A 22,859-nucleotide genomic window follows, 5' to 3' on the forward strand; every position below is an offset into this window, starting at 1 on the left:
GTTTTTCCAACTCCCCGACCACGGGTTTAGGGCATGTTTGCGGGGGCGCACCGCAGACGATTTTCCCGCAACCGAAAACTGGGAGGAGTAAGCTTATCCCGCTCTTCTTGAGCCTTTCCCAAGCAGACCAACTAGCCTCGTGTGCCGAGGCTTGGCCGGCAAAGGACATTTAAGAATGCGTGAGCTGATCTTCAGCGCGGATGGAACGGGGCGGCTGCCTCTGCCGGATCGCTGTCCAGTCGATCTCGCGTGCCTGAACGAGCCAGAAGTTCAGGAAGCCGTGATGCAGATTTTGGAAGAGAACTTGTATGTTGCGGCTTTTGCCGGGATCGACCTGAAAGCACTCGATGGGATCACGGTGGCAACGGACTGCCAGGCGGCAGCGTGTGCTCTCCAAAATCTTCCAACGGGCCAAGTCCCCCTAGAGATGAGTGAACAGCCGGACGCGATGGAGATGGCGAGGACTGCCGCAGTGCGCCGCAATGGGGACTTGCGGTTTCACATTGTGGTGCGGCCTGGGCTTGTGCTGCTGGCGATGTCGCCTGATCCGGCGATGCAACGCCTGGCGCGAGGGTGTCTCGCGCACGAGGCAGCACATGTCGAACACGAGAGCCATCTCTATCGGATGTTTCCAGACAGTTACGGCAAGCCGTTGGAGTGCGGAGACCGTTCCCGGCAAACCTACCTCAAGGCGATGGATGTGTGGAGCGAATACGCCGCATGCCGTTCCTCCGCAATGTTTCGCCCGGAGGCAATTGAAGAGTTCGAAGGCATCCTCTGCCGCGCTCTCGAAGAGAGTCCGGCTGCGGCTACGGAGCAAATCAGGATGCACCGCGAGGGGCGGTCTGCGGGAGACGCCTTCCGAGAGATTCAACAAATCTTCGGCGATGCCTTTATCCATGCTGGCTATTTGCTGGGGCACGTTCATGGGGTCGAACAACGCCTGAAGGACTGCACGCCACGGCTGAACGAAATCCTGACAAGGAACCCTGAGCTGAAGTCCTTGATGGAGCGGCTTGAGCGGGTTCTCCATGAACTCTGGCTACAAGAATTCGCATGGCATTCCATTGAAGTCTTCGCTCCGGTCTATGACCTGATCTGTGAACGGATGAGTCAGTGCGGCTTGGTCTTTGTCCGACACAATGACGAGTGGCGGGTCGTGATCTATGAAGAATGAGACGCAATGGAAGCGGCCAAAGAAGCATTGAGACCTTGGACTAACCCGTCCAAGGACGTGGGAGAATGACGCATCCGCGTTGTGCTCGGAAAGTCGTTACTTTGGCCAAACTTCCCAGGTAAGGTCCTGGGTCATGGATGGCTTTGGATGTGCGGACCGCAATTCTGCGAGGGTTGGGAATGCTGAGACATCCTGCGGGTACTCACGCTTGTATTCCGCCAGTGCCTGCTGAATAACATGGGAAGGTTCCGCCAGGCTGATATTGGTGTTCAGCGTGTAGCTCAAGCTGGCCGATGCGGACTGTGCTGTCCGCGTCTCAATGACACCGCCGTACATCATGCCCACGACTTCTGCGTTGGAGGTTGAAAGGATTGGCGAGCCGCTGGAGCCGCCCTGCTGCATGATGTCAATCGAAAAACCGTGAGGACGACGAGTGGGAAATGGCAGGACACTGCTCACGATGCCGCGCCGAATAAAGGGGCTCACCTGATTGAGCTTTCCGAGTGCGGTGAGAGGGGCCGTCCCCAGTGGATAGCCAATGGTGGCAATCTCCATGCCTACCTCCAGATAAGAATCCGCGCTGGCCAAGGGAAGAAAAGGGGTTCCTTTCACCTTGAGTTGCACAAATCCGATGTCCGGCACCGTCTGACCATACCAGTCGCCCTCTGTACTGAAGCTTCCCAGAGCACATGAACCTTTCGGCTCGATCGCGGCCATCTGACAGGCCAACCGGTCTTCGCTGAAGAAAAAGATAACGGCCGCAACCGGCGACTCCTTTCTCTCCGGATGCTGCGGGATCTGGTCAAACACGTCCACCACATGACGGTTGGTGACCACGGTTCCGCAGTCATCAACAAGAAAGCCGGTGCCCAAGATGTCTGGAAAAAGCGGTGGCGAATTCGCCGGCAAGACTTTGAAGCGCGCGATAAAACCCACGACACAAGGAGTTGCCTGATAGTAGAGATCGGTCAATGTCATCGGTTTCTCCGGCGCATAGCGCGAACCAGCCGCTTTTGCTCGACTGCCAAGAAGAGTTCATCATCCTGGGTAATTAAGCGAGAGTGCATGGTATCGATGCGAATGGGATAGAGCCGTTGCAGGGACTCTCGTGCACTTTCCACGCGGTCGAAGTACCTCTCGAACAGCTTCCAATTGTCGCGTTTACAAATCACGCGCTCGTAGTCCGTGAAATCAGCATAGGCGATGAGTGGAAGATCGGCATCGGTGTGTCGCTGGGCTGATTGTTTTCGCTCGCGCCAAGCCGTTACGGTATCCGCAGGCACACGATGTTTCGGCCACTCCGGACCGAAGGCCTCCGTCATAACTTCATCGATGAATCCTCGTAGCTCCGTCTCCAACCGCTGCAGTCGGTCGTGCGCGGCGTTGGTCCTCCGGAAGCCCGATTCCTCGTCATCTGCGACCTGTTCGGGCTCTTCGGCTTCTACCTTTTCAATAGGTGGAGGCAAAGTGTCGATCAAGCCAGCCATCGTGAGACTCTCGCGAAAGGCAGGTGCTGGCATGACGGTCAGAGCGGAATTGACGCCAAGGCTAGCGTAGAAATCCGAGCGGGCTTGGAGGTCGGTATAGATAGAGTTGGGAAACTCTATGTGCTCGCGCCAGTCCCCGAGTTCGAGACGCAACGCAGCGGAGAGTTCGTGGTCAAAGGGCGGAATGATGCTGATCCCCCTACCCATCTCCTGAATTGCGGAAAACGCAGATGACGAGAGAAGCGGATTGGCAACGTCCAGCCAAGGGGAGCGCATGTTTTCCATGGCACGTTGAATGTCTGCAGAGCCGCTGAGAGATGCGAAGGCCTTGCCTGCGGCAGAGCTGTGGAAGTCTGCTGCTAGTCTCGCCGCTTCCTCGGCCCCCGGCAAGCGAAACCCCGCCTCGAAGTTCTGCAGAATATTTCGGTTGATGCCGATACTTTCAAGCACAGCCTCCTGCGCGCGAAATAGGCCCCTCTCCTTGAGATCAGCGAGTGGCCCAATAGCCAATCGAGGAATGATTTCGTGGGCGCGCAAGGTTTCGAACAGAGAAGAGACTGATGCGGAAGCCGACGTGGCAAAGCCCAACTGTTTGAAATACTTTTCATGTTCAGCAATCGCTGAGAAAAGCGACCGATGCTGCTCCATGTCCCTGAACACACGGGAATGCTCGGCCATCGCAGAGGTTATGGCATTATGCAAGCGCAAGTCCTCAGTTAGACCGAGTTTGTCTTTCCAAGTGAGACTTCGATTTCGAAAAAAATCATCTGCACCGCTCATGACCATTACCTGCCTTCTCAATTGTCCCAAAGCCCGGTACCCACGTACATAGCCCCGCGAAATGATGCTGGCGAGCCAACAAGAAGAGCATGCAAACAGAATGCGAAGGGGGTGCCTCCTTGCGGCCCGATTTTGGCGCAAAGAGAGATGCGAGAACGACCGGCAGGGGTGGAAAGCGTAGAACGGAAAATGGCCGACACGGGGAGGAAGTGTCCTGCCGCTCAATCAAAAGACTGTCATTGGTAAAGTTATTGGGAAGAATTCACATCGATTGGAGTAGCTCGCATGAAGAAAGGGCTTATCTGTCTGAGTTCCGGAACAACTCCTCAATACCGCCTCGACATTCTGCGTGTAATGGCCTTACCCGAGGGAGCGGAGATCCAGTTTCGCTATGACGGCGATCTGATCGATGCGGCCAGTCGACTACATTTTGGCCGCGACCAGAAGCACGATACTCCAGCGCTCCTGGCCCATCTCGATCTGACGGTACCGGTCACCACCGCAGGGCCACGCCCGATTCATCCCTGTCGACATGCAAAGCTGATTGCATCCGAAGAACTTGGCCAGTTTTATATTTTGAGGTTCCGGTTGGGAGCCTTTTGCCAGTGTTCTGACCTCGACGGATTTCGAAAGCACCTGGCCACGAAAGGTCCTCAGGCAAAGGACGGGAAGCTCGAAGGACACTGGGTCTTCGAAGATGAGTTCACGAAGGCCTGTACGACTTCGAACGAGATGGGTGTCTGGCAGGCCTCGATGAAGGATCTGGGGAAGACAGCGGACTATGACAAGGAAAGCTTTTTCTTCAGGGTGATAGGACTCTACCGGCGCGGCAGCGATCATGCGGTCAAGCCTGCGGATGGTGAATATAAGCTGAAGTCCAACACCGAGTACGAGTGGCGCGTCTTTCATTTCCATCCGGAGTCGGACGCCCACCAGACCAGCAGTGTCTCGACGCTGATCCAGGTCAACTCCATGTCGGACGACATCGTCCCTGTGACCTCCCCTGAACTCGCAATCGATTCTTCCTACGATCTGAAGTCCTTCCACTTTCGAACGAAGGCAGTGACCGCCACAGACTATACGTCCTTCACGATCAAGTTTCAGGATGTTGTGCCAACAGGCAGTGTAGGGGCCGTCCATCCCGAGCTCTTCCTTCCGCTCAAGGTGGTTCCTTCATGGTGGCGAGCAATTCTGTCCGTGCTCGGGCTGACGGTACTGCTGTTTCTTCAGCAATATATCTCCGCGACCGCGAAGGGAGGCATCCCGCACCACACGAGCTACGCGTTGCTGGGATTGGCGTTCTTGACGGCCCTGGTCGCGGTGTACGCCCTCAAGAAGCCGCTTTAGTGCTGCGGGTGCGGGGCGAGGTGGGAACTGACGCGCTGCTGCAACTCGTGATAACGCCGCATGGTGTCGGGAAAGGACAGGATGAAGTCACGACCGCAGGGTTTCGCCTTGGAGTGGTGCGCCGATTTTCCGAACTGCGTTAAGGTCAGGTCCCATTCGACACTGGAAGACAAGCGATTCCAGTAGTGCGGAATCCCATTTACTTCTCCGGATACGATGGCGCCGCCGCAATAATCCTGGATGACCAATGCGGTCACGGCACACTGTCCCCATGCAGGATTCTTCGCGGACCACTGGGCTGGATCGTAGGAGGTATCGCGTCCCCAAGCATGCCGAAGGGCGGCTGCCAAAAGTCTGGGTCGAGATGCACTGCGTGGTGCCGACTTTAGCTTTGGATCTGCCATATCTCTGCCAAACTTAAGCATACGCCCACTCCTCGGCCCTATCACATTTTTTTCGCATTTTATTCGCCTCGCCCCAAGCTGGTTACCCGACACGGGCCATAGGAGCGCAGAAATCCTGGGGTCAGGACTTAATTCTGGGGGGATGGCGGCGTATATAGTTGTAGATGGATTGACGGGGGTTTGCACCCAAGTGGCTCCAATAGCGGGCCCGAGAAGCGTGTAGACCGGATGCGTAGCCTCCGTGATTTTGTACGACACGAGGTTAAGCATGCGCGGTTCTACCGACGCCGTTTCAGACGGTGCGTCCTTTTCGCTATCCACCTGTGGTCCGCTTCTTTCGGAGACCTCCGTTCTCACGATTGATCGCCACCTGAAGTATCTCGCCTATCACCTTGCCCCCACCGCTGACCGTCAGGACGACCTGATCCAGGTGGCGTTGCGTGCGATCCACTACGCGCACGTCATCTACGAGCCGGGGCGCGGTGCCTCTCTGGAGACGTATCTAGTAAAGTGCGGCCAGAACGCCATGCTGGACTTCCTGCGTGCGGAACGGCGTCAGACCGGTCGTTGGGATTCTGGCGATGCTCCACTCAGCGCCGACACCGACGAGACGTTGTTCGACACGTTCCCTGCTAAGGACGCCGAGTCCGACCCGGAGCGCATGTTCCTGCTGCAGCAGGTGAAGTACGCCGTTGAAGATCTGCCCGAGCGCCAGCGCGAGTGTATCCAGCAGCACTTTTACGAGGGCCGCGAGAACGCCGAGATCGCGGACAAGCTCGGGATCTCACGCCCGCGCGTAACGCAGCTGATCCAAGCGGGCCTCAACCAACTGCGCGCCCGCCTCACCTACCGCACCTTAACGCCGGCGACAGCCATTCACTAAGGAGACCGCGATGGCAAAAGGACCAAAGAAGATGAAGGGGCAAGCGGCGGAAGCCGCTGCACCGGTTCCCGAGCAGATGCTGCTCACCGATTTGGAAACACAGCATGTCTACGTTGAAAACCTCAAAGCTCAGGGAGACCGTGGCTTTGCACTCATCGCTGCCGCTGCCTTCGTCAAGGGAATGCGAGACAGCGGCTATCGTTCCACCGCGACTGCGATTGACGAACTTGTCGATAACTCTTACCAGAGCCAGGCCGACCGGGTGGATCTGCTGTGTGGCAACGACGGCGGCAAGGGAGTGGGAGACGTCTTCGTCATTGACAATGGCCACGGAATGGAACCGGAGATGATTCGCGCCGCTGTTCTATGGGGGGGAACGCACCGCTTCAATGACCGTTCGGGCCTCGGGCGATACGGCTTCGGATTGCCGAGCGCTGCGGTGAGCATGACCGAAAAGTATGCCGTCTATTCCAAGATTGCGGGCGGCGATTGGTATAAGGTCGAGATCGACCTAATGGATGTTGCCACGGGTAAGCTGACGAACGACGTTGGTTTGATCGTTGCACCCAATCCTCAGCGCGCCGAACTTCCTGCCTACGTGACGACCTATCTCGGCGATCGCGTGTTGAATTCAGGTACGGTCGTGCATCTCATCAAACCGGATCGCCTTACGAGCGGTTTTAGGTTCATACAGAGCTTCGAGCAGAAGATGATGGAGCATCTGGGCGTTATCTATCGCGGCCTGCTTCGCACCTGCAGCATCTTCGTCAATAATCGAGCCGTGGAGGCAGTTGACCCGCTCTTCATCGATCCCAACGCGCGCTACTACGACATCGGCACAGGTGTTCGCGCTCAAGCATTGCCTGCAACGGAGATCACGCTTACTACGCAAAAGGGCGTAGAGGGTGTCATGCGCCTGCGTTTTTCATATATGCACCCCAACTTCCAGCGAGATGCCGAAGGCAGGATGCACAAGGGGCGATTTGGGGTCATAAAAGAAAACAACGGTTATCTCATCGTGACACGTGCAGGACGGCAGATTGATCTTGTTTCCCGACCGCAATACACCAAAGACGCGGACAACATCACAATTATCAACTTTGATCGCAACTGGGCCATCGAACTAGATTTCGACCCGGTGCTGGATGAAGAGTTCGGGATTACGGTCAATAAACAACAGGTGGCCCTCTCAGAATTGATTTGGCAGAAGCTTTCGGAGTACAAGGTCCCGAATGTCGTTGCGGAGATGAGAAAGAGGTTTAAGGACGACAAGCTTGCGATCAAGAACCCTAGTGGTGCTAGCACATCCCAAAAGCGAATTTCCGAACAGGTCATGCAAGAGGCAGGCAAATTTACCTCTAGATCGCAGCGGCCTGGCTCCGAAGAGCAGCAGCAGGAAGCTCGAGAAAAGGTACAAAAAGAGGCGGAAGAACGAGCACAGAAGTTCGATACCACTCCCGAAGAGGAGTTCACGAAGATTATCGCCGAGCAACGTGAGCACCCCTTCATCGTTTGCTTTGAAGCGATGGAAGGGGCACCTTTCTACCGCACCGATCAGAACGGAGTTCAGGTGCGGATTTGGATCAATCGATCACATCGCTTTTATCAGGACTTCTACGCACAGCTCGGATCTGATCCTCGTAGCCAAGCCATTCTAGAGATTCTCTTGTTCGTTCTCGGTGATTGTGAGTTGGAGGCGCGTGGCGACCGCAGCCTGTTCTATCGCGCGGAACGAGCAGAGTGGTCGAAGCGGCTGGATATCGCTCTGGCCTTGCTCGATCGAAATGACTCAGTGGAGGACATGGAATCGGCATTGGCTGAAGAATCGGAGTCTGCCCATGAAGATGAATGAGACTTCGATGCCGATAGTAAACCAAGCCTCCATAGAGGCTACATCTCCAGGATTACCCATCGTTTCAGTACGGGCTTTTATCGAAGCGACACGCGACTCTGGGTACAAGAGCACGTCGGCGGCCATCGCAGAGCTCGTAGATAATGCCATCGAAGCGAATGCAGAGCAAATCACAATCAGCATTGTCGAAACATTTATAGCGGGCAGCCGGACGATCTCCATTAGTGTGCTCGACAACGGCTCGGGTATGCCGAGGCAGGTCTTGGAATTGGCGCTTCAGTTTGGAGGGAGCACTCGGTTCGGATCACGAAAGGGCCTAGGACGATATGGAATGGGGCTGCCCAACGGTTCTCTAAGCCAGGCGCGCAGAGTGGAAGTCATCTCGTGGGAGAGACCGGACGAAGTCTGGATGTCTTACCTAGACGTGGATGAGATCGTAATTGGCAAGATTACGAGCATACCCGCACCGGTTAAGCTATCTCCAGAAGCGCTTGGCGTGGACGAGGCCAGCGGCACGTTGGTCACGCTCAGCCGGTGCGACCGGCTGGACTTCAAACGGGCGAACAAGCTGGTGTCCAGGCTAAAGCTCGATCTTGGTCGGCTGTTCCGCTGTTATCTCGTTCAGGGCGGGCGGATTTCCATCAACGGGGAGCGTCTGGCTCCCGTTGATCCGACCTTTCTGATGCCACGCGGCGCCGAGCCACAGGCGAAGCCCTATGGTCCGCCCTCCGTGTATGGGGTCCGAGTTGTTGATCCAGTCACGGGCGAGGAGCGCACCGCAACAGTAAAGGTTATTTTTGCGGAGCTGCCGCTCGAAGCCTGGCATGGCCTATCCAACGAAGAAAAGAACCGACGTGGGATCGCTAAGGGCGCTGGAGTCGCAATATTGCGTGCTGGACGTGAGATCGATTACGGCTGGTACTTTATGGGCAGTAAGCGCCGTGAGAATTATGACGATTGGTGGCGCTGCGAGATCAGCTTCCCTCCGGAATTGGACGAGCTGTTCGGCGTAACACACACCAAACAACGAATCCGTCCTGATGAACGCATCGTTGCACTCTTATCCCCTGATATTGAGCGCACTGCGAGAGAACTAAGCAATCGGGTACGTAGGCTGTATGCCGCCATACGAGCTCAAGAGCCACGTGACCGGATGTTGGAAGGTTTCTCGCGGAAAGACTTCCTCTTAGAACCTCCCCCGGCGCGTTCGATGCGTCGAGCAAATGCAGCAGACGGTTCGCCTCATATGCCGAGGACTATGCCGCCAGGAATGTCCTACAGGATCGAGGAAATTCCGATGGAAAGCCGCATGTTTTATGAGCCGATTCAGAAAGGGACAGGACTCACCCTCGCATTGAACGAGAACCATACGTTCTACAAAAAAATCATCAGCAGACTTGAACAGGAGCTACCAAACCATGATCTTCGACGCTGTATCGAGATGCTTCTTGTAGCAGCCGCACGGTCGGAGGTGATCCTCGGAGGGCAGCGGGAACGTGAGACAATGAAGAGATTCCGCCAGTCCTGGAGCGATTCACTTGTGGCCTTCTTGACTTGAAGGACAAATGACTTTGCTTGCAGTTAAATCAGACGTTTTGGAGTTTGATCGCGAATCCCTTCCCGCCGAGATTGACGAGTTCTTCGTACAGACGGCGGCTGCCCTGCGGCGTGCCGAAGACCCGGCGTCGCGCGCAGCGTCCATTTTCCGTCTCCGTACATCCATAAATGGGCATCATAAGCCTGCCTCCGTCAAGGCTCTTCGTTCGATCCTCTTTCGCCACGTTCTGCTGGATCTTCTGAACCAGGGTTGGTCGGTCGCGCTTTCCCGGAAACGGGTCTGCCTGAAACCGGGTGACACCTCGAATGAAGACCCTAAACAGGCCAAGGAGAGAATCCGCCAACAACATCTGCAGGAGCGGGATGCTCAGCTTCGGGAGCCGTCTGTCCGAGATTTTATTAAGCAGATGGAACGGCGGAGGCTTACCTCCCAAGGCTGGCATTCGATCTTTTCGGTCATGCGAGATGGCGAAGAGCTTGCGCAAAAGCTGCAGGCGGCAACGAGCAAGACTGATCCAGCAGAACGCGAAGAAGCTTTAGCGAGTTGTGTCGATCCGTATCTGCAATATGTAGAACCAAAGGAAATCTGCACCGAAACCGGCCTTAGGCTTGGTGACATCTGGCGGTATTTCCGTCATACATGGACGAACTCGTACAGGAGTGTTCCTGGTCGAAGCATGGCGCTGCTGATTCGAGACCGGGCTGCCGCAAACCATCCAGTCATTGGCATTGCGGCCTTAGGAAGCTCAGTGGTACAGCAGTCTGTCCGCGATGCTTGGATCGGTTGGGACGCGGCTGGAATCGTCGAAACCTTTTGCTCTGCGCCAACCAAGGCTACGGTGCGATGGTTTTGCGAACGGGTAGATACACAGATTCAGGCTCTCTATAAGAAAGACCTGCTCCGTGACAAACTCATCACCAGCGCACAAGTTCGCAAGCCAACTGAGATCGATATAGAGCGGCTACTGCATGAATCAGATGCAGCAATCAAGCGGCATCGGCTTTATCCAGATAAGGAAACGCTCAAGCTGAGTGCAGAGAACGCTCCATGGAAGAAGGTCACAGCGACAGATTTGTATCGCAGCAAGCGCTGTAAGCAATTGGCGATTCTGTTGTCGATCCGGAAGACAATTCTTGATGTCGGCTTAGAAGCGCTTCCGTTGAGAGAGCTGCGTTCTGTGATGCAGACAGCGAAGATGCGACGCGCTGTGACGCAGTTGTTCCGCCAGATCAAGGCAGAGCGGGTGGGCATCTGCATGATGGACATCACCGTCTGCGGAGCGATTGCGCCGTATAACGCAATCTTAGGTGGGAAACTGGTGTGCCTGATGCTATGCAGCCCAGAACTGGTGAGCATCTATCAAAAGCGTTATTCCAAACAGGTGAGCGTGATTGCGTCGGCCATGGCAGGCGCAAAAGTAGTGCGAAGCCCAAAGCTATCTTTGCTCTGCACCACGAGCTTGTATGGCGGAGGATCAAGCCAGTACAACCGCCTCAAGGTACCCGCCGGATCATTTGGCAATCTTCCGGCGCAGGACATTTCCTACATTGAACTTGGTATGAGCGAAGGATTCGGTTCCTACCACTTCAGCAAGGAGACGATCCGTTCAGCAGACGCACTTCTCGGACGGCTCGAACATGGTAGGAAGGTGAATAGCATCTTTGGCGAGGGGGTCAATCCTCTGATGCGAAAGATGCGGGAGGCTCTAACGGAAGTCGGCCTTCCCAGTGAGATGTTATTGAAGCATGGGAATCGGCGCATTGTTTATGGCGTGCCCCTTGCCTCGAACTTCAGTGACGTTCTCATGGGTCTATCAGATCGTCCCAAATATACTCTTCCGTTGAAAAACGCGACGCAGGAAACCGCGAACCTAGGTCAGTTCTGGCGGACTCGATGGCTATCAAATCGAATTATGCGTGAAGGTATCCTTGAAGAAGTTGCCCAGCATAAGCTTTCCTTCCCGGTGCACCATGGGGCGATGGTCCAGATACCGGATGAAGAGAGCCCAGAAGAGGGAGACTTTTCGCTTCGCCTCAATTCATAGTTGCTTTTGAAAGGAGAGCGATGTTTCGCTTATGAGCCGTCGGCTAGCTCCGGAGGGAGTCAAGAGAAATATCACCAAGCGAGGCTACGCCCGCGATGAGGAGAGAGACGATGCGTTTCGCCAAATAATTCGTTCCATTCCGCGAGGGCGAGTATCAACCTATGCGCGGGTTGCCGAAGCTGCTGGCTATCCGTTATTCCATCGGGCGGTAGCTAGGCTTCTCCGGAAGGACACGCTTACCTCTCTCCCTTGGCAGAGAATCGTGGGTTCTGGAGGAGAGATTCGGTTGAAGGGTGAGTTTGCGGAGGAACAGCGACTGCGTTTGAGAATGGAAGGTGTTCAATTTCATGGTGAGCGCGTAAACATGGGCATCTATCAACACGAGCTACGCAGATGGGAGGTTTTGGATTGATCGATAGGGCCAATCTTGCGTTTTCATTCGCTCGCCGGATAGCCATAGTCCCGCAGCCGCTTGCGACATAAGTCCAGTTCGTCACTGGTAAAGAGAGGATGCCATCGTGCATTGTTGAGAATGACAGCCTCGACAGTGAGATCAAGCCGTTGTCGCTGCCAAAGAGCTGTATATCCTTCCGATACCTGCGGTGCATGGAGGAGATACTTGGCCGTCGCGAGTCCGCCCTCATCGTGAATCATCGTTAAGAATCGACTGGCTTTGTACTTAACTTCGGAAAGCGCTCGCCGGTAGACCTCTACCATCGCCTCTTCGAACTCCATCACAAGTCTTGCTTTGTCCATAGGAAACCATTCTATGTGCCCGGTTCTTGCCTGAACCGTTTCTTCGTTGCCCCAGCGATGCTCCGGGCATTCTCGTTCGTTTCTAATCTACCGGCCAATCCCGAATCCTTCTATCTCAATGCTCGGCATCTTTTGCTCCGTAGGGGTAACTCCGGCCCCGAGAGATGATGGGTCGAGGTCTTTGCCTAATGCGTTCCTATCCAGCGAAATCTCTCTGCCTCGCGAGATGAAGATAGCGAGATCATTTGTTTGGAGGGTGAGGAGCGCGAACTGACGTTGATGTTGAGAAAGTACATTGCTGTCTCCGGTGACGAGAACACGGTGCATTGAGCGCGGTAGGTCTTCTGTCGCGTATCCGTACTCGATGTGCCGGGTCTGCGCTTGGGAGAGAGCAGCAGACTTACCCTGATCGCTACGCACCATCAGCGAACGGTCCTCTCCTATTCGTTCGATCGTGGCAAAGTCACCCTTGCGAATACCAATTTCCTGCGCCGTCGCGGTAAAACGGATGCGCTCACCTTCGGAGACATCGCGCATCTCTTCCCGGAAGACATGCGCCTGGCTGGTCAAGCCCCTTACCAACGCAGGGTTATAGCTGACTTCACTTCCATCGAGTGAGGCAACGGTGAGCCGGTTGGTTTTCGCATCGACGGTTAGTACGGTTACGGTACTGTTGTCGGCGATGCCGAGTTCGGCACTACCTACTTTGTAATGAATCTGGTCACCAGCGGCGTAGTTCGCCGCGAGACGAGGATTGCCAAAGCGCTGTTCGACCCACACAGGAAGCTGATGGCTTTCCGCGGAGAGCCGTCCCTGCTGGCGGAGTTCATCACGGATAAGCTGCGTCAGTTCTTTACGTTCACCTGCATCCGGCGCGACGACTAAGGCGCGGTCCTGCTGCGAAGCATAAGCCAGAGCGACTGCGGCTAAGCGGTGTTCTGCGCTAGCGTATTCATGGACACGACCATCCTGCTGGAGGATGGTCGTAGCGGTGGCGGGATCATTCTCACGGAAAGCGGAGACGGCACGCTCTACCTCGCTCTTCTTCGGAGGTTGCGCGAGGTCGACGGCTGCTGTCTTCGAGATATCGGTGGCGAGACGATTGCCTAGACGCGCGGCGTCGTTGGTATAGATGTGGGCGTCGTGCGACGCACGCGAGATGGCAACGTATGCCAGCCGTGTGTTCACCAACCCGCGCGGGCCCCCGGTATCGAAATGAGCCAGCACACGCTCTGAAGTGAGGCCCTGCGAGCTATGCGAGGTCACGGCATACCCATGATCGTACTGCCGGACCGTTTCGGTATCGAAAGTGAGCGTCCGCTTGTCTTTACCGTCGATACGCACTGTCATGCGTCTGTCTTCGATACGTTCGATGGTGGCAAGGTCGCGGTTGGCAACGCTCAACTCTTTCAGCGGCGCGGTGAACTGGATACGGTCTCCAGTGGCAAACGCGCGCTCCTGCTCGCGGAAGACATTTACCCCTCGTAGGCGCCGCGGATCGTAGGCCACAACCTCTCCATCGGCGCGCTTAACCGTCAATAGGTTTGCCTTGGCATCGACAGCCTTGACTGTAGTAAAGCTGCCGCGCTCGATGCCCAGTTCCTTGCTTCCGGTGTTGTACTGAACCACGTCGCCGATGCTGTACCGAGCCGCCCAGGTACGGTCGGCTCCAGTCATGTCAGAACGATGGGAGAGGGTACGAAACATCCTGCCATCGTCTTTCAACTTGCCCGTCTGCAACAACTCGGCGCGGATGGCCTCGTTGATCTCCTGACGGCTCTTGTTATCAGGAGAGACGACGAGTGTGTTCTCCGGACTGGCCGCATAATCCTTGGCGATGGCGGCGATGCGGTCACTCCGAGCCAGCAACTCGGTGATGCGGCCCTGCTCTTGCAGCAACGCGATGCCTTGCTGCGTTTCGGCCTTCGCAAGGTGCTCCACAGCTTTTAGGAGTGAAGGATCTTTCTGTCTCATGATGCGGTCAAGCTGGGCGGTGCGCATCCCGGCCTCCTGCATCTGTTGGAACGGACGACCGGCGTCTACGCCCTGATGCTGAGCGGTGTCACCGATGACCAGCACCCGGTCCTGCGGTTGCAATTTTTGCAGAAAGTCGCGCATCTGTTTGGTACTGGCAAGGCTCGATTCATCGAGCATGTAGAGGTGACCCGATTGCTGCTCACGGGATAAGTCCATCTTCCGTGCAAGGAAGCTCTGCAACGTAGAGGCGTCGATGCCAGCCTCACGGAGTTGGGCTGCTGCGCGGGACGTGGGTGCAAATCCCTCGACAATGAACCCACTCTTTTCTGCACCCTCGCGAATGGAAAAAAGCACTGAGGTCTTGCCCGATCCTGCCCGCCCCTGCAAACCGTGGATACGGTCGGGCGAGTTCAACACCTCTTCGATGACGCGCTTCTGGGAGTCATTCAGGAAGGTGTGCGACTGTGCCTGACGCTGTGCGTCTTCGGCACTCATGATCGGCTGAACGGTGTTCTTGGCGCCGCGAACGTATTCGATGTTGGCGCGTTCGGCGGCGATGGTTTCCGACGTGGTGAAGCGCGGGCTGGAGGCATGTTTGTGGGATTCCACCGAGAGGAAATCTCCCCGTTGCCGCCGCGCCTCGAATTCGGCGCGGACCTGGGGATAGGTGGTATTTCCCATACCGCGCCGTAAGGCATCACGGAGCAAAAGGCGCTCGTCCAGCACAGCCTCGCGCTCATACAGGCTGCTGCGAGCATAGGTTACAGCCTCCCGCGCATGAGCGGTGCGGTCAGGTGTATGGCTCTGCACCTGTGCCCGTTCACGGGCTTCGGCCACGATGCGCTGTGGTTGGTTGCCGTACTCGGCAGCGATCTCCCGATGCGCCGCCAGGACCTCGGCAGGCGACATCGCCTGCTTCTTCTCGCGGGTGGACCGCGCCGCGATCTCAGCCGCCTCTGGTCCAGAGACGCCGCGCTTTTCCATCTCTTCCTTGATCTTCTCGCGACGCAGGCTGGAGGCTTTCAAATAGTCCGCTGAATAGGACTTGATTTCAGGTGCTCCACTTTCGCCCGGTTCGATCTCATATCCGAGGCCACGTAGGCGGTACATCAATTCCGACTGATACACCGCCGTCACGAAGTTCTGGCTCTCAAAGAACGGTTGTTCTTGTAAGGCCCGCGTCGTGCCACCGGTGCGTTGGGTCACATTGAAGATGACGGCATGAGTGTGGAGTTGCGGAGCGGCGTAGCCATCAACCGGACGTGCGGTGTCGTGCTCGAACTTCGCTGCCAGGAACCTGCCCGTTTGTTCCGCTGGTTTATTTCCGCCCAGACGGGCGTGCGTGTACTTCTCCAACTCATCCAAAGCCGCCGTCACGGCTGCACGATGGGCTTCGCGGATACGATCGTCGCCTCCCACGAGGGCGGTCAACGAAACAGACTTCGTGGGTGCAAACATCGCATCCCATCCGGCACGGTGAGCCACGGCCTTCGTCGTAGAGCCATCGGGATTCTTGTATTCGGTAGCGATACGATGGCGCACCATCTGTTCGCCTGTCACCGGATGCTTGCCTTCGGTGAGGCGGGAGAACTCCAGGGCGGAGACCTCGCCGGAGACACCCATGGATTCGGCGAGCTTACCTTGCCATTCGCCTATCACCTGATCGCCCTGGGCGTAGTAGCTCTGCGTGGGCGAGGTGTAATCGAGCTTGTGATAGGTCTGCGCCTGGGTCGCGTTCAGAGGTTTGGAGATGTCGAGCATAGCCTATGTCTCCCGGATCAAAGCAGGACCTACCGCCTGTTCTTCTTCAAGTTCTTCATCCTCTGAAGGGCTAGGTGTTAGCTCTTCTGCCTGCTGCACGGCAGCGGGTGTAGGCCATGCAATCGGAGCACGTTCTTTATCGTGTGGACCGTCACTTTCGGTCGCCGGAGGGGTGTCTTCCTTCTCCTGGGATTCTTGCTCTGGCGTGGGTGCTGGCACATTCTGCTCCAACGTGTCCGGGTTAAAGCGCAGTCCGCCTGCGGTCTTCCGTGGCAGGAAACCGGGCGTGGGCGTCGGCAGGTCCATGTAGTCAAAAGCGAACCGCGCCACGCTGTTACCCAGTTTGAGATAGGCGTGTCTGTCGTCGAGACCGGATATCTCGGAACCCATGACCAGAGGTTCGATCTGACGTTCCACGGTGAAGTTGTGCCCGGAGCGCGTACCGTCGAATTTCGTTTCCTTCAGCCGCTCGATCTCCACCTTACCGATCGCCTCGGATATCCACTCGGCGGCCTTTGGTTCGGCGGTCTTCATGAAGATTTTGGTGGCAGGCTGGGACAGCATCACTTCGGCAAGATGACCATAGATGACCTCAAGCTGGGCCTTGCCCTGAAAGCCGAGGATGAGCGGGTTCTTGGACTTCCTGTTCTCCGTAATGGCGGTATGAAGCTGCGGCAACCGCTGCAAGCTGGCCAACTCATCGATGACAAACCATACCGGCTTTTGGCCGGGCTGTGGGGTAGTCAGCAGCCGCATCACCAGCAGATCAATCCAAAGCGAATGTAGCGGTCGTAGCGTGTCTCGTTCAGGCGGTCGAGAGGTAATGAAGATCCACCCTCGACGCGTCTTCGACCAAGTGCGCGCGTTCCAAACGGCACGCTTTTCGTCACGCTCCGGAAGCATGCGAAATGACTTTGCGACCAATCCAAGCGAAGAAAGAACACCCGCCCGCTGAGGGCCGGCCTTCCTATCGATATAGAAGGCCATCTCCGTCCCCTCTACCATCTTCATCAACTCTGTATCGCTCGACATCCACGCGGCAAGCTGGTGCGGTGTCGGGCCGCGCTTCAACAGATGGGCGAAGATTTGGGCGGGCGTTTCGTGGAAAAACTCATCGATCTTGTCCGTCTTCGGTGCATACAGAGACGTGGCAATGGCATAGGCTTCATCCTCCGATTCCAACTCTTGTGCCGGTCCCCAATAAGGGCATCGGGCATCGAGCGGATTGAGCACGATGTCTCCACGTTGGGCGTCATAGAATCGCTGAATGTATTCACACGCCGGGTCATAGACGATGGCGGAATCACCCCGACCTCTGATCTGGCGAAGGCACTGCATGATGAGCTGCGTCTTGCCAACACCCGTATCGCCCATGAGTTGGAGATGCTGTGCTTCCTTATGCAGTGGAATCCGCATCATCCGACCGGATTCCGTGGTCTTAAAACCCAGACCATCGCCCTTCTGAGCCTTGTTGAACTCGGTTGGATCGAGCATCCGAGGACCGCGAAGGACGCGGCCGTACTTCATCTCTTTGAAGCGCCGAATGTCCTTCGGAACAGCCAAAGCAAGCAAGACTGCAAGGCATAATCCGCCCTCGATCATGCTGACAGAGAATATTCGCCAGGGGCTTGCGCCACCGTAAACGACATCATGCTGCCACCGGTACATCGAGGCGTCGGCCAGCCTCTCTGCGGGGCCGCGAAACGGAAAACGATACCCCTGAGCATAAGCAAGTTCGGACAGGGCGAACGGCATCCTTTTGCCCTTCGGCAGCGTCATCTCACCCTCAGCGAAGTCGATGGGCATTGCGAGACGCGGCTTCGCTTTTGAGCCTCCGAGATACAGTAGCCGGTAGCTCTGGTGGGCATGGAAGGCGCTACCGACACCAGCCCGCGCATAGTCTGTCATGTACGCCTTCTGGAGCGGCGGGAGTTGGAAAGCATATCGCTCCCAGGCAAAGAACAGCGTCAGCAAGAACGCTCCCGCAACGGCGCAATAGCTCATCAGCGGAACGTGCGGCGGCCAAATGATCGTCTCTTTTCTACCCCATTGTGTTGCCATCGGAGGTCTCCTTTTCTGCGGTCCGCTTGTACTGCTGCATGACCTCTTGGGCGGCCTTATGTTTCTCCTTCCGCACCATCGTCATAGCTTCGGTAATCCACGCTGGAGATACCTTCTCTCCGAGAGCCAGTGGCTTCAGAAGGTTGACTAGCAACATGCGCGTGGCGATCAGTTCTGTGAACAGTGCTGTTCGCATAGTCTTTCCAGCCGCATCGAGAAGCACCTCGCGGGACCACTCGCGAGCAGTCATGCCCGCGGCTTGAGCGGCGTCTTCTATCGCTGCCACCTCATCGCAGGTGAACCTCGTAGCAAAGCTTTCGCTACGAGCTGACCGGGTGCGGTGGGGTGAAAGCCTCGACTGGATAGTAGAGTTCCGATTCATTGCGCACCTCCTGAGAGAGCGGTTCCATTTGCAACCGGAATGGGTTCCATTCGGAACCGCCGATCGCATAAGCACTGCGTTTTCTGCATGGTTCCAACCGGAACCATTTGCACCTCAAAACACGCCCATCCGAGGGATGGAGTGTCAATCTTCTTCCCGTGCGCAGCACGGTTGTGGCTTTGCCACACATTTAGCGGCGGGATCATGCCTTCGACGCCACCACAGATGCAGGTGCTTGTGCAGGCGAAGATGCCGAAGAAACAGGCTTGCGTGCGGGCCGCTCGGAGGCATCATTTGCAGTGGCGCGGCGAACGCGAAGTGTCGGCGTAATCCGTTGTGCTTCCGGGGTACGAAGGAACTCCTGGAACTCGCGATCCTTGGAGAAGACATAGGCGAGCGCCTGTTCGACAACATCGTTCGCTGAAGCCTTGATGAATGCGGCATACTGATCGACCTGCATTGCCGTCGAATCAGTGAGTCGAATGGAAGCGCTGAGATGTTTGGTCTGGATGACTTCGAGTAGTGGCATTTTCTTCTCCTTGAGTGATGGTGGTTTAGGCAATCTTTTTGCGAACAACCATGCGCTGTGCGGTGGCGGCAATCTCCCGCGAACGGGCGGAGCAGAGTGCAGCGGGGAGATCGTTCTCGCGGCGAAACTTCAGCATGGTGAGAACGTCCTCAAAGGGCATTCCTTCGAGGAACCATTGACGAGCGGAAGCAACGTCGATGGTGCGCTGCGCATAGTACAGAGGGTTGGGCTTATCGGCTCTGCGTTCGGCCAGGATGCGGGTCAGCTTCTTCGCATCCGCACCGGCTGCAAGTTGGGCACAAACCCACGCCCAATCCTGTTCGGAGTGGCTGTCCTTGCGAGAGGAAGAATGACGAGCGTTCCCGCGTAGCGGTAGCGCGGCATAGCCATCCCCCTCCGGCAACCGGAAGTCCGCAGGACTGTAGGTAGCAGCGGACGGATATTCGACCGCGACGTAGTGCGCGGGAGAATACTTGTGATTGAAGAAACCGGGGATGCGAAGTACCCGGTTGCAGTCGGTGCAAGCAGGATCGCCGCCGAAGGCAATGGCGAGCCGCTTGAGCATCTCTTCCTGTGTGCCGAAGTCAAAACCTTCGACCTGCCAAAGCACCTGGTATTTGTTAGGCGATGTGGAGAGGATGACGGAGGCCGGAGGCACGCCATCCGCTGCCCGGAGCGCAGCGAGCCGGGCATCGCCGTCTACGTCGACATCCAGGTAGAGATGACGGATAGAAGCAATGCTCTCCTTTGTCCGCTTGCGGCTACCGACGCGCAGCGGATTGGCAGCCGCGTACACGTTCGCACCGTGATGGTTTTGGTAAACGAGCCACCCGAGGTAACGAGGCGCGAGCGCCTGCTCCAGCGTGACCACACGCTGGACCGTCTTCAACGGGCTCTCGGTGCGCAGCAGGAGAGCAATGGTCGAGCCAGGAGCGAAGCTCCGAGCGAGAAAGTCTTTAGCAACTTCGTTCATCGAACCACCTCCATTCCGTCTTTCATTGCGACCGCGATGCCACGGGTTCAGCAGCCGAAGAGGCCGGGTTCAATACCGGCCTCCTGGGGCGGAAACGACATCCCTAGTAAGGAATGTCGTCGTCGTTCAGCCCATCTTCGGAGGTTGCATCTTCTGCCTCTTCCGTCGCCGCTTTAGCTGCGCGATCCAGCTTCAGAATCGAGTTCACCCGAACCTCCCACACGGTCTGCTCCGTGTCGGTCTTCGTGTTGGTGAACCTGCGGCTGCGATACTCGCCCTCGACGAGGATGTGTGCGCCTTTCTGAAGCTTGGCGGCGAACTCGCCGAGCTTGCCGAAGACGACGCAACGGTGCCAGTCGGTGTGCTCGATGTACTTGCCGTCCTTCTTGTAGGACGACTTGGTCGCGAGCGAAAGAGTCGTGAGGCTGCGGTCGCCGTTGGTGCGAACTTCTGCGTCGTTGCCGATAAAGCCGATGAGGGTGACGTTGTTCTTGTACATGGGGGTGATCTCCGTTTCGTTGTATTTCCCCGTATCCTGCTCGGGTCACCCTTCGCGAAGCGAGCGAGTGGCCCCTGCTCCCAAGGCCGAAGCTCTGCATTTACGGAGGGTCCGCCGAAGGTGGAAACCGTAACCCGAAGGGCGGCGTAGCTGAAGCAGAAGAGCGAGCCTGCCGCAGGGCGCAGGATAGGGCCCGAAGCGTGAACCCGTGCAGAGGACGGGATACGAGTGGAAGGCACTCATATGCACGAACGGCACCCCGTCGCATGCGCCGACGCATCGTTGCTCCAACCGCAGCCCGATTCATCGCTGCAATCAAATCCGCAGAGGACGGCTTCGAGCACACCGGCGTGTATGGCCACCGCTGCATTTCGCAGGCTGGAAACGCCATGCTTGGCGCGTTTGAAGACGAGTTGGGCTGTGCAGCTACAGGAGCCGCATGAAAGACCATCGGAGTGACCTCGGTTCGGGTTGGGATTCGTTTAGCTGGATGCGCCGATATCAGGCGTCGGAGGCACGATAGACCTCCTCGGTATTGAACGACTGTTCCGCATGGCTATAGCCGGAGACGGTAATCAGCTCCCGGACTCTTCGGCGGCCCCGTGCATCGCGCTCGCAATGCAGCACAAAGTCCACGGCTTTGCCCGTTTGTGACCGGACAAATGCCTGGTCCAAATTCGTTCTGGCACTCAGGGCCATATCCGCGAGTCTGTCGAGCGCATCGAGCGCGGAATCCGCGTGCAACGTAGACAGTGTTCCGCCGTGGCCGGTGTTCATCGCCTGGAGCAAGTCATAGCCGCATTCGTCGCGGATTTCACCCATGATGATGCGGTCAGGGCGGTGCCGCAATGCGGCAGCTACAAGCTGACTCGGGGTGATGGTAACCTGCCCCGGGATCGCTGCGACAGCCTCCCAGCGAACGGCATTCGGATGCGCAATCTTCAATTCGGCAGGTTGCTCGATCACAACCAGTCGTTCATGCAAGGGAACATGGTCAAGGAGAGCCTTCATGAGCGTGGACTTGCCCGAGCCAGTTCCTCCGCTGATGATGCCGTTCTTCCGCTGCTGAATGAGAGCTACGACAGCATCCCGAATGTGGGCTGGAAAGCTGCCCGCCTGCACCAGCTCATCGCTCGTGTACCAGCGGTTGAATTTGCGGACTGTGAGTGTAGGTCCGTTGATCGAAGACGGAGGTCCGACGACAGCCACGCGCGAGCCATCTGGCAAGCGCGTGTTGAGGATAGGATTCTGACCGTTGAGGTCTTGTCCAAGCAGGCGTGCAACGCGCTCAATCGCCGCTGTAAGGCGGTCATTGGTGTATGGCGTGGAGAGCGGAATGTGCTCGACCACGCCTGCGCGATCCGCAAACACTCCCGTTGTCCCGTTAATCATCAGGTCTGAGATCGACGGGTCCACCAGAAGAGCGCGAAGCTCTTCGGGAAAGAACGGGAGTATCAGCTCGGAGCTCATCGCACTGTCTCCGTGTTAGGCGGAACTGATGCGATGGGTTTTGCCGGAGTCATTGGCTGTACCGAGACACGGTTCTCATGGAACTCCGTGACAGTCAGACCCAATGGGTTGATGAACTCATACTGCGGGAAGATCTTCGCTTGGTCGTTGACCTGCTTCGGGTCGAGGTAATACGTGACGGACAGCATCCAATGCTCGGTGCGGGGATTGCGGGAGTTCTGTTGCGAGTACACCTTGTCGAGCGTCACCAACGCCGTGCCGCGCGCAATCTTCACACCCTGCACCATCTCTTCCGACATGGACGTGATGGTCACATCCCGCACCTGCACATCACTCGATTCGACCTGGCCGGAGACCACCTCCGAAGCGAGGTGGTTCTGGTTATCATCGGCCATCAAACGCGATGCCAAAGCCTGCGACAGAAAGTAGTAGTTGAGCGGATATTTCTTCGCAATCGTGTCACGGCTGATGGTGTAGCGATAGTTCGCCCATTCGGTGAGATAGGTGCGCACCTCGCCTTCGCGTGGACTGTAGCTCAAATCGCTGTATTGAATGGCCTGGGCGCGGCCCATCTCGTCGATGCGGACATAGCGATTGGCGACCGGGCGGTGCGCCAAAGCGAAATTCAGACCCATCGAGCCAAGTAGCAACACCGTACCGCAACCGATGATGATGCGGTAGGCTTTCCGCTCGGCATAGTGGGACGAATAGACCTCGTTGCCGACCTCATCGGTCAGTATGGCCTGCCGAGGTGTGAGCGGCTGTTCAATGGCTGGGCTGTGTGTGGACATGGGACGGCTTGCTCCTTTCGTGAAGTGCCTGTTGACGCACGGTCTGAAAGATGATGAATCCGTAGATGAACCCCACGAGGAAAAGCAGCGCGAGGCACCACTTCGTGAGAGTCACCATCCACGATGGG

General features: G+C 56.8%; 20 protein-coding genes. 8 read left to right on the forward strand and 12 right to left on the reverse strand.

Annotated elements, in window-relative coordinates; genetic code table 11:
* Nucleotides 1-151 precede the first annotated feature (151 nt).
* Nucleotides 152-1,177 (forward strand): hypothetical protein, encoded by a 1,026-nt coding sequence (locus tag KFE13_RS03050; RefSeq protein WP_260705682.1) that lies wholly within the window; start codon nt 152-154, stop codon nt 1,175-1,177.
* 96 nt (nt 1,178-1,273) lie between these two features.
* Here the strand turns inward: KFE13_RS03050 and KFE13_RS03055 are convergent, their stop codons facing one another.
* Nucleotides 1,274-2,155, reverse strand: a complete 882-nt coding sequence (locus tag KFE13_RS03055; RefSeq protein ID WP_260705684.1) for a S1 family peptidase — start codon at nt 2,153-2,155, stop codon at nt 1,274-1,276.
* Nucleotides 2,152-3,444, reverse strand: coding sequence for a Swt1 family HEPN domain-containing protein (locus KFE13_RS03060; RefSeq protein WP_260705685.1), 1,293 nt, complete (start codon nt 3,442-3,444; stop codon nt 2,152-2,154). The genes KFE13_RS03055 and KFE13_RS03060 overlap by 4 nt, the downstream gene beginning before the upstream one ends.
* 285 nt (nt 3,445-3,729) lie before the next feature.
* Between KFE13_RS03060 and KFE13_RS03065 the strand changes: the two genes are divergently transcribed.
* Nucleotides 3,730-4,791 (forward strand): DUF5336 domain-containing protein, encoded by a 1,062-nt coding sequence (locus KFE13_RS03065; protein ID WP_260705687.1) that lies wholly within the window; start codon nt 3,730-3,732, stop codon nt 4,789-4,791.
* On the opposite strand, the gene KFE13_RS18740 is transcribed toward KFE13_RS03065, so the two are convergent.
* Nucleotides 4,788-5,465, reverse strand: a complete 678-nt coding sequence (locus KFE13_RS18740) for a YunG family protein (RefSeq protein ID WP_449240092.1) — start codon at nt 5,463-5,465, stop codon at nt 4,788-4,790. The genes KFE13_RS03065 and KFE13_RS18740 overlap by 4 nt on opposite strands.
* Here KFE13_RS18740 and KFE13_RS03075 point away from each other — a divergent pair.
* The 5 genes from KFE13_RS03075 to KFE13_RS03095 are packed head-to-tail and all read left to right on the forward strand — an operon-like array spanning nt 5,464 to nt 11,944.
* Nucleotides 5,464-6,078 (forward strand): RNA polymerase sigma factor, encoded by a 615-nt coding sequence (locus tag KFE13_RS03075; protein ID WP_260705689.1) that lies wholly within the window; start codon nt 5,464-5,466, stop codon nt 6,076-6,078. The genes KFE13_RS18740 and KFE13_RS03075 overlap by 2 nt on opposite strands.
* Before the next feature lie 10 nt (nt 6,079-6,088).
* Nucleotides 6,089-7,930 (forward strand): ATP-binding protein, encoded by a 1,842-nt coding sequence (locus KFE13_RS03080; protein ID WP_260705690.1) that lies wholly within the window; start codon nt 6,089-6,091, stop codon nt 7,928-7,930.
* Entirely contained in the window at nt 7,917-9,488 is a 1,572-nt protein-coding gene (locus KFE13_RS03085; protein ID WP_260705691.1) for an ATP-binding protein, read from the forward strand. The genes KFE13_RS03080 and KFE13_RS03085 overlap by 14 nt, the downstream gene beginning before the upstream one ends.
* Nucleotides 9,489-9,495: 7 nt before the next feature.
* Nucleotides 9,496-11,532: a DUF4338 domain-containing protein gene (locus KFE13_RS03090; protein ID WP_260705692.1), complete on the forward strand. Its 2,037-nt coding sequence runs from the start codon at nt 9,496-9,498 to the stop codon at nt 11,530-11,532.
* Between the two features lie 31 nt (nt 11,533-11,563).
* Nucleotides 11,564-11,944, forward strand: coding sequence for an MGMT family protein (locus KFE13_RS03095; protein ID WP_260705693.1), 381 nt, complete (start codon nt 11,564-11,566; stop codon nt 11,942-11,944).
* A 23-nt stretch (nt 11,945-11,967) separates the two neighbouring features.
* Here the strand turns inward: KFE13_RS03095 and KFE13_RS03100 are convergent, their stop codons facing one another.
* The 7 genes from KFE13_RS03100 to KFE13_RS03130 all read right to left on the reverse strand — a co-directional run bounded on the left by KFE13_RS03100 (nt 11,968) and on the right by KFE13_RS03130 (nt 20,470).
* Nucleotides 11,968-12,288, reverse strand: coding sequence for a hypothetical protein (locus KFE13_RS03100; RefSeq protein ID WP_260705694.1), 321 nt, complete (start codon nt 12,286-12,288; stop codon nt 11,968-11,970).
* A gap of 87 nt (nt 12,289-12,375) precedes the next feature.
* Nucleotides 12,376-16,026: a MobF family relaxase gene (gene mobF, locus KFE13_RS03105; RefSeq protein WP_260705695.1), complete on the reverse strand. Its 3,651-nt coding sequence runs from the start codon at nt 16,024-16,026 to the stop codon at nt 12,376-12,378.
* 3 nt (nt 16,027-16,029) lie between these two features.
* Nucleotides 16,030-18,087: a type IV secretion system DNA-binding domain-containing protein gene (locus tag KFE13_RS03110; RefSeq protein WP_260705696.1), complete on the reverse strand. Its 2,058-nt coding sequence runs from the start codon at nt 18,085-18,087 to the stop codon at nt 16,030-16,032.
* Entirely contained in the window at nt 18,068-18,469 is a 402-nt protein-coding gene (locus KFE13_RS03115) for a hypothetical protein (RefSeq protein ID WP_260705697.1), read from the reverse strand. Before KFE13_RS03115 ends, KFE13_RS03110 begins: the two co-directional genes overlap by 20 nt.
* 202 nt (nt 18,470-18,671) lie before the next feature.
* Nucleotides 18,672-18,998, reverse strand: coding sequence for a hypothetical protein (locus KFE13_RS03120; RefSeq protein WP_260705698.1), 327 nt, complete (start codon nt 18,996-18,998; stop codon nt 18,672-18,674).
* Nucleotides 18,999-19,023: 25 nt separating this feature from the next.
* Nucleotides 19,024-19,971, reverse strand: coding sequence for a RepB family DNA primase (locus KFE13_RS03125; protein ID WP_260705699.1), 948 nt, complete (start codon nt 19,969-19,971; stop codon nt 19,024-19,026).
* 103 nt (nt 19,972-20,074) lie between these two features.
* Nucleotides 20,075-20,470 carry a single-stranded DNA-binding protein gene (locus tag KFE13_RS03130; RefSeq protein ID WP_260705701.1) on the reverse strand — a complete coding sequence of 132 codons (396 nt, stop codon included), beginning with the start codon at nt 20,468-20,470 and terminating at the stop codon, nt 20,075-20,077.
* 266 nt (nt 20,471-20,736) lie between these two features.
* On the opposite strand from KFE13_RS03130, the gene KFE13_RS03135 reads away from it, so the two are divergent.
* Nucleotides 20,737-20,913 (forward strand): hypothetical protein, encoded by a 177-nt coding sequence (locus tag KFE13_RS03135; RefSeq protein ID WP_260705702.1) that lies wholly within the window; start codon nt 20,737-20,739, stop codon nt 20,911-20,913.
* Nucleotides 20,914-20,971: 58 nt separating this feature from the next.
* Here KFE13_RS03135 and KFE13_RS03140 read toward each other — a convergent pair whose 3' ends face one another.
* Both KFE13_RS03140 and KFE13_RS03145 read right to left on the reverse strand, forming a co-directional pair.
* Complete coding sequence (locus KFE13_RS03140; protein ID WP_260705703.1) at nt 20,972-21,940, reverse strand: CpaF family protein; 969 nt, start codon at nt 21,938-21,940, stop codon at nt 20,972-20,974.
* Nucleotides 21,937-22,731 (reverse strand): VirB8/TrbF family protein, encoded by a 795-nt coding sequence (locus KFE13_RS03145; protein ID WP_260705704.1) that lies wholly within the window; start codon nt 22,729-22,731, stop codon nt 21,937-21,939. The genes KFE13_RS03140 and KFE13_RS03145 overlap by 4 nt, the downstream gene beginning before the upstream one ends.
* Nucleotides 22,732-22,859: the final 128 nt, after the last annotated feature.

Origin of the sequence: Edaphobacter flagellatus (assembly GCF_025264665.1) — a bacterium.
In the GTDB taxonomy this organism is placed as follows: domain Bacteria; phylum Acidobacteriota; class Terriglobia; order Terriglobales; family Acidobacteriaceae; genus Edaphobacter; species Edaphobacter flagellatus.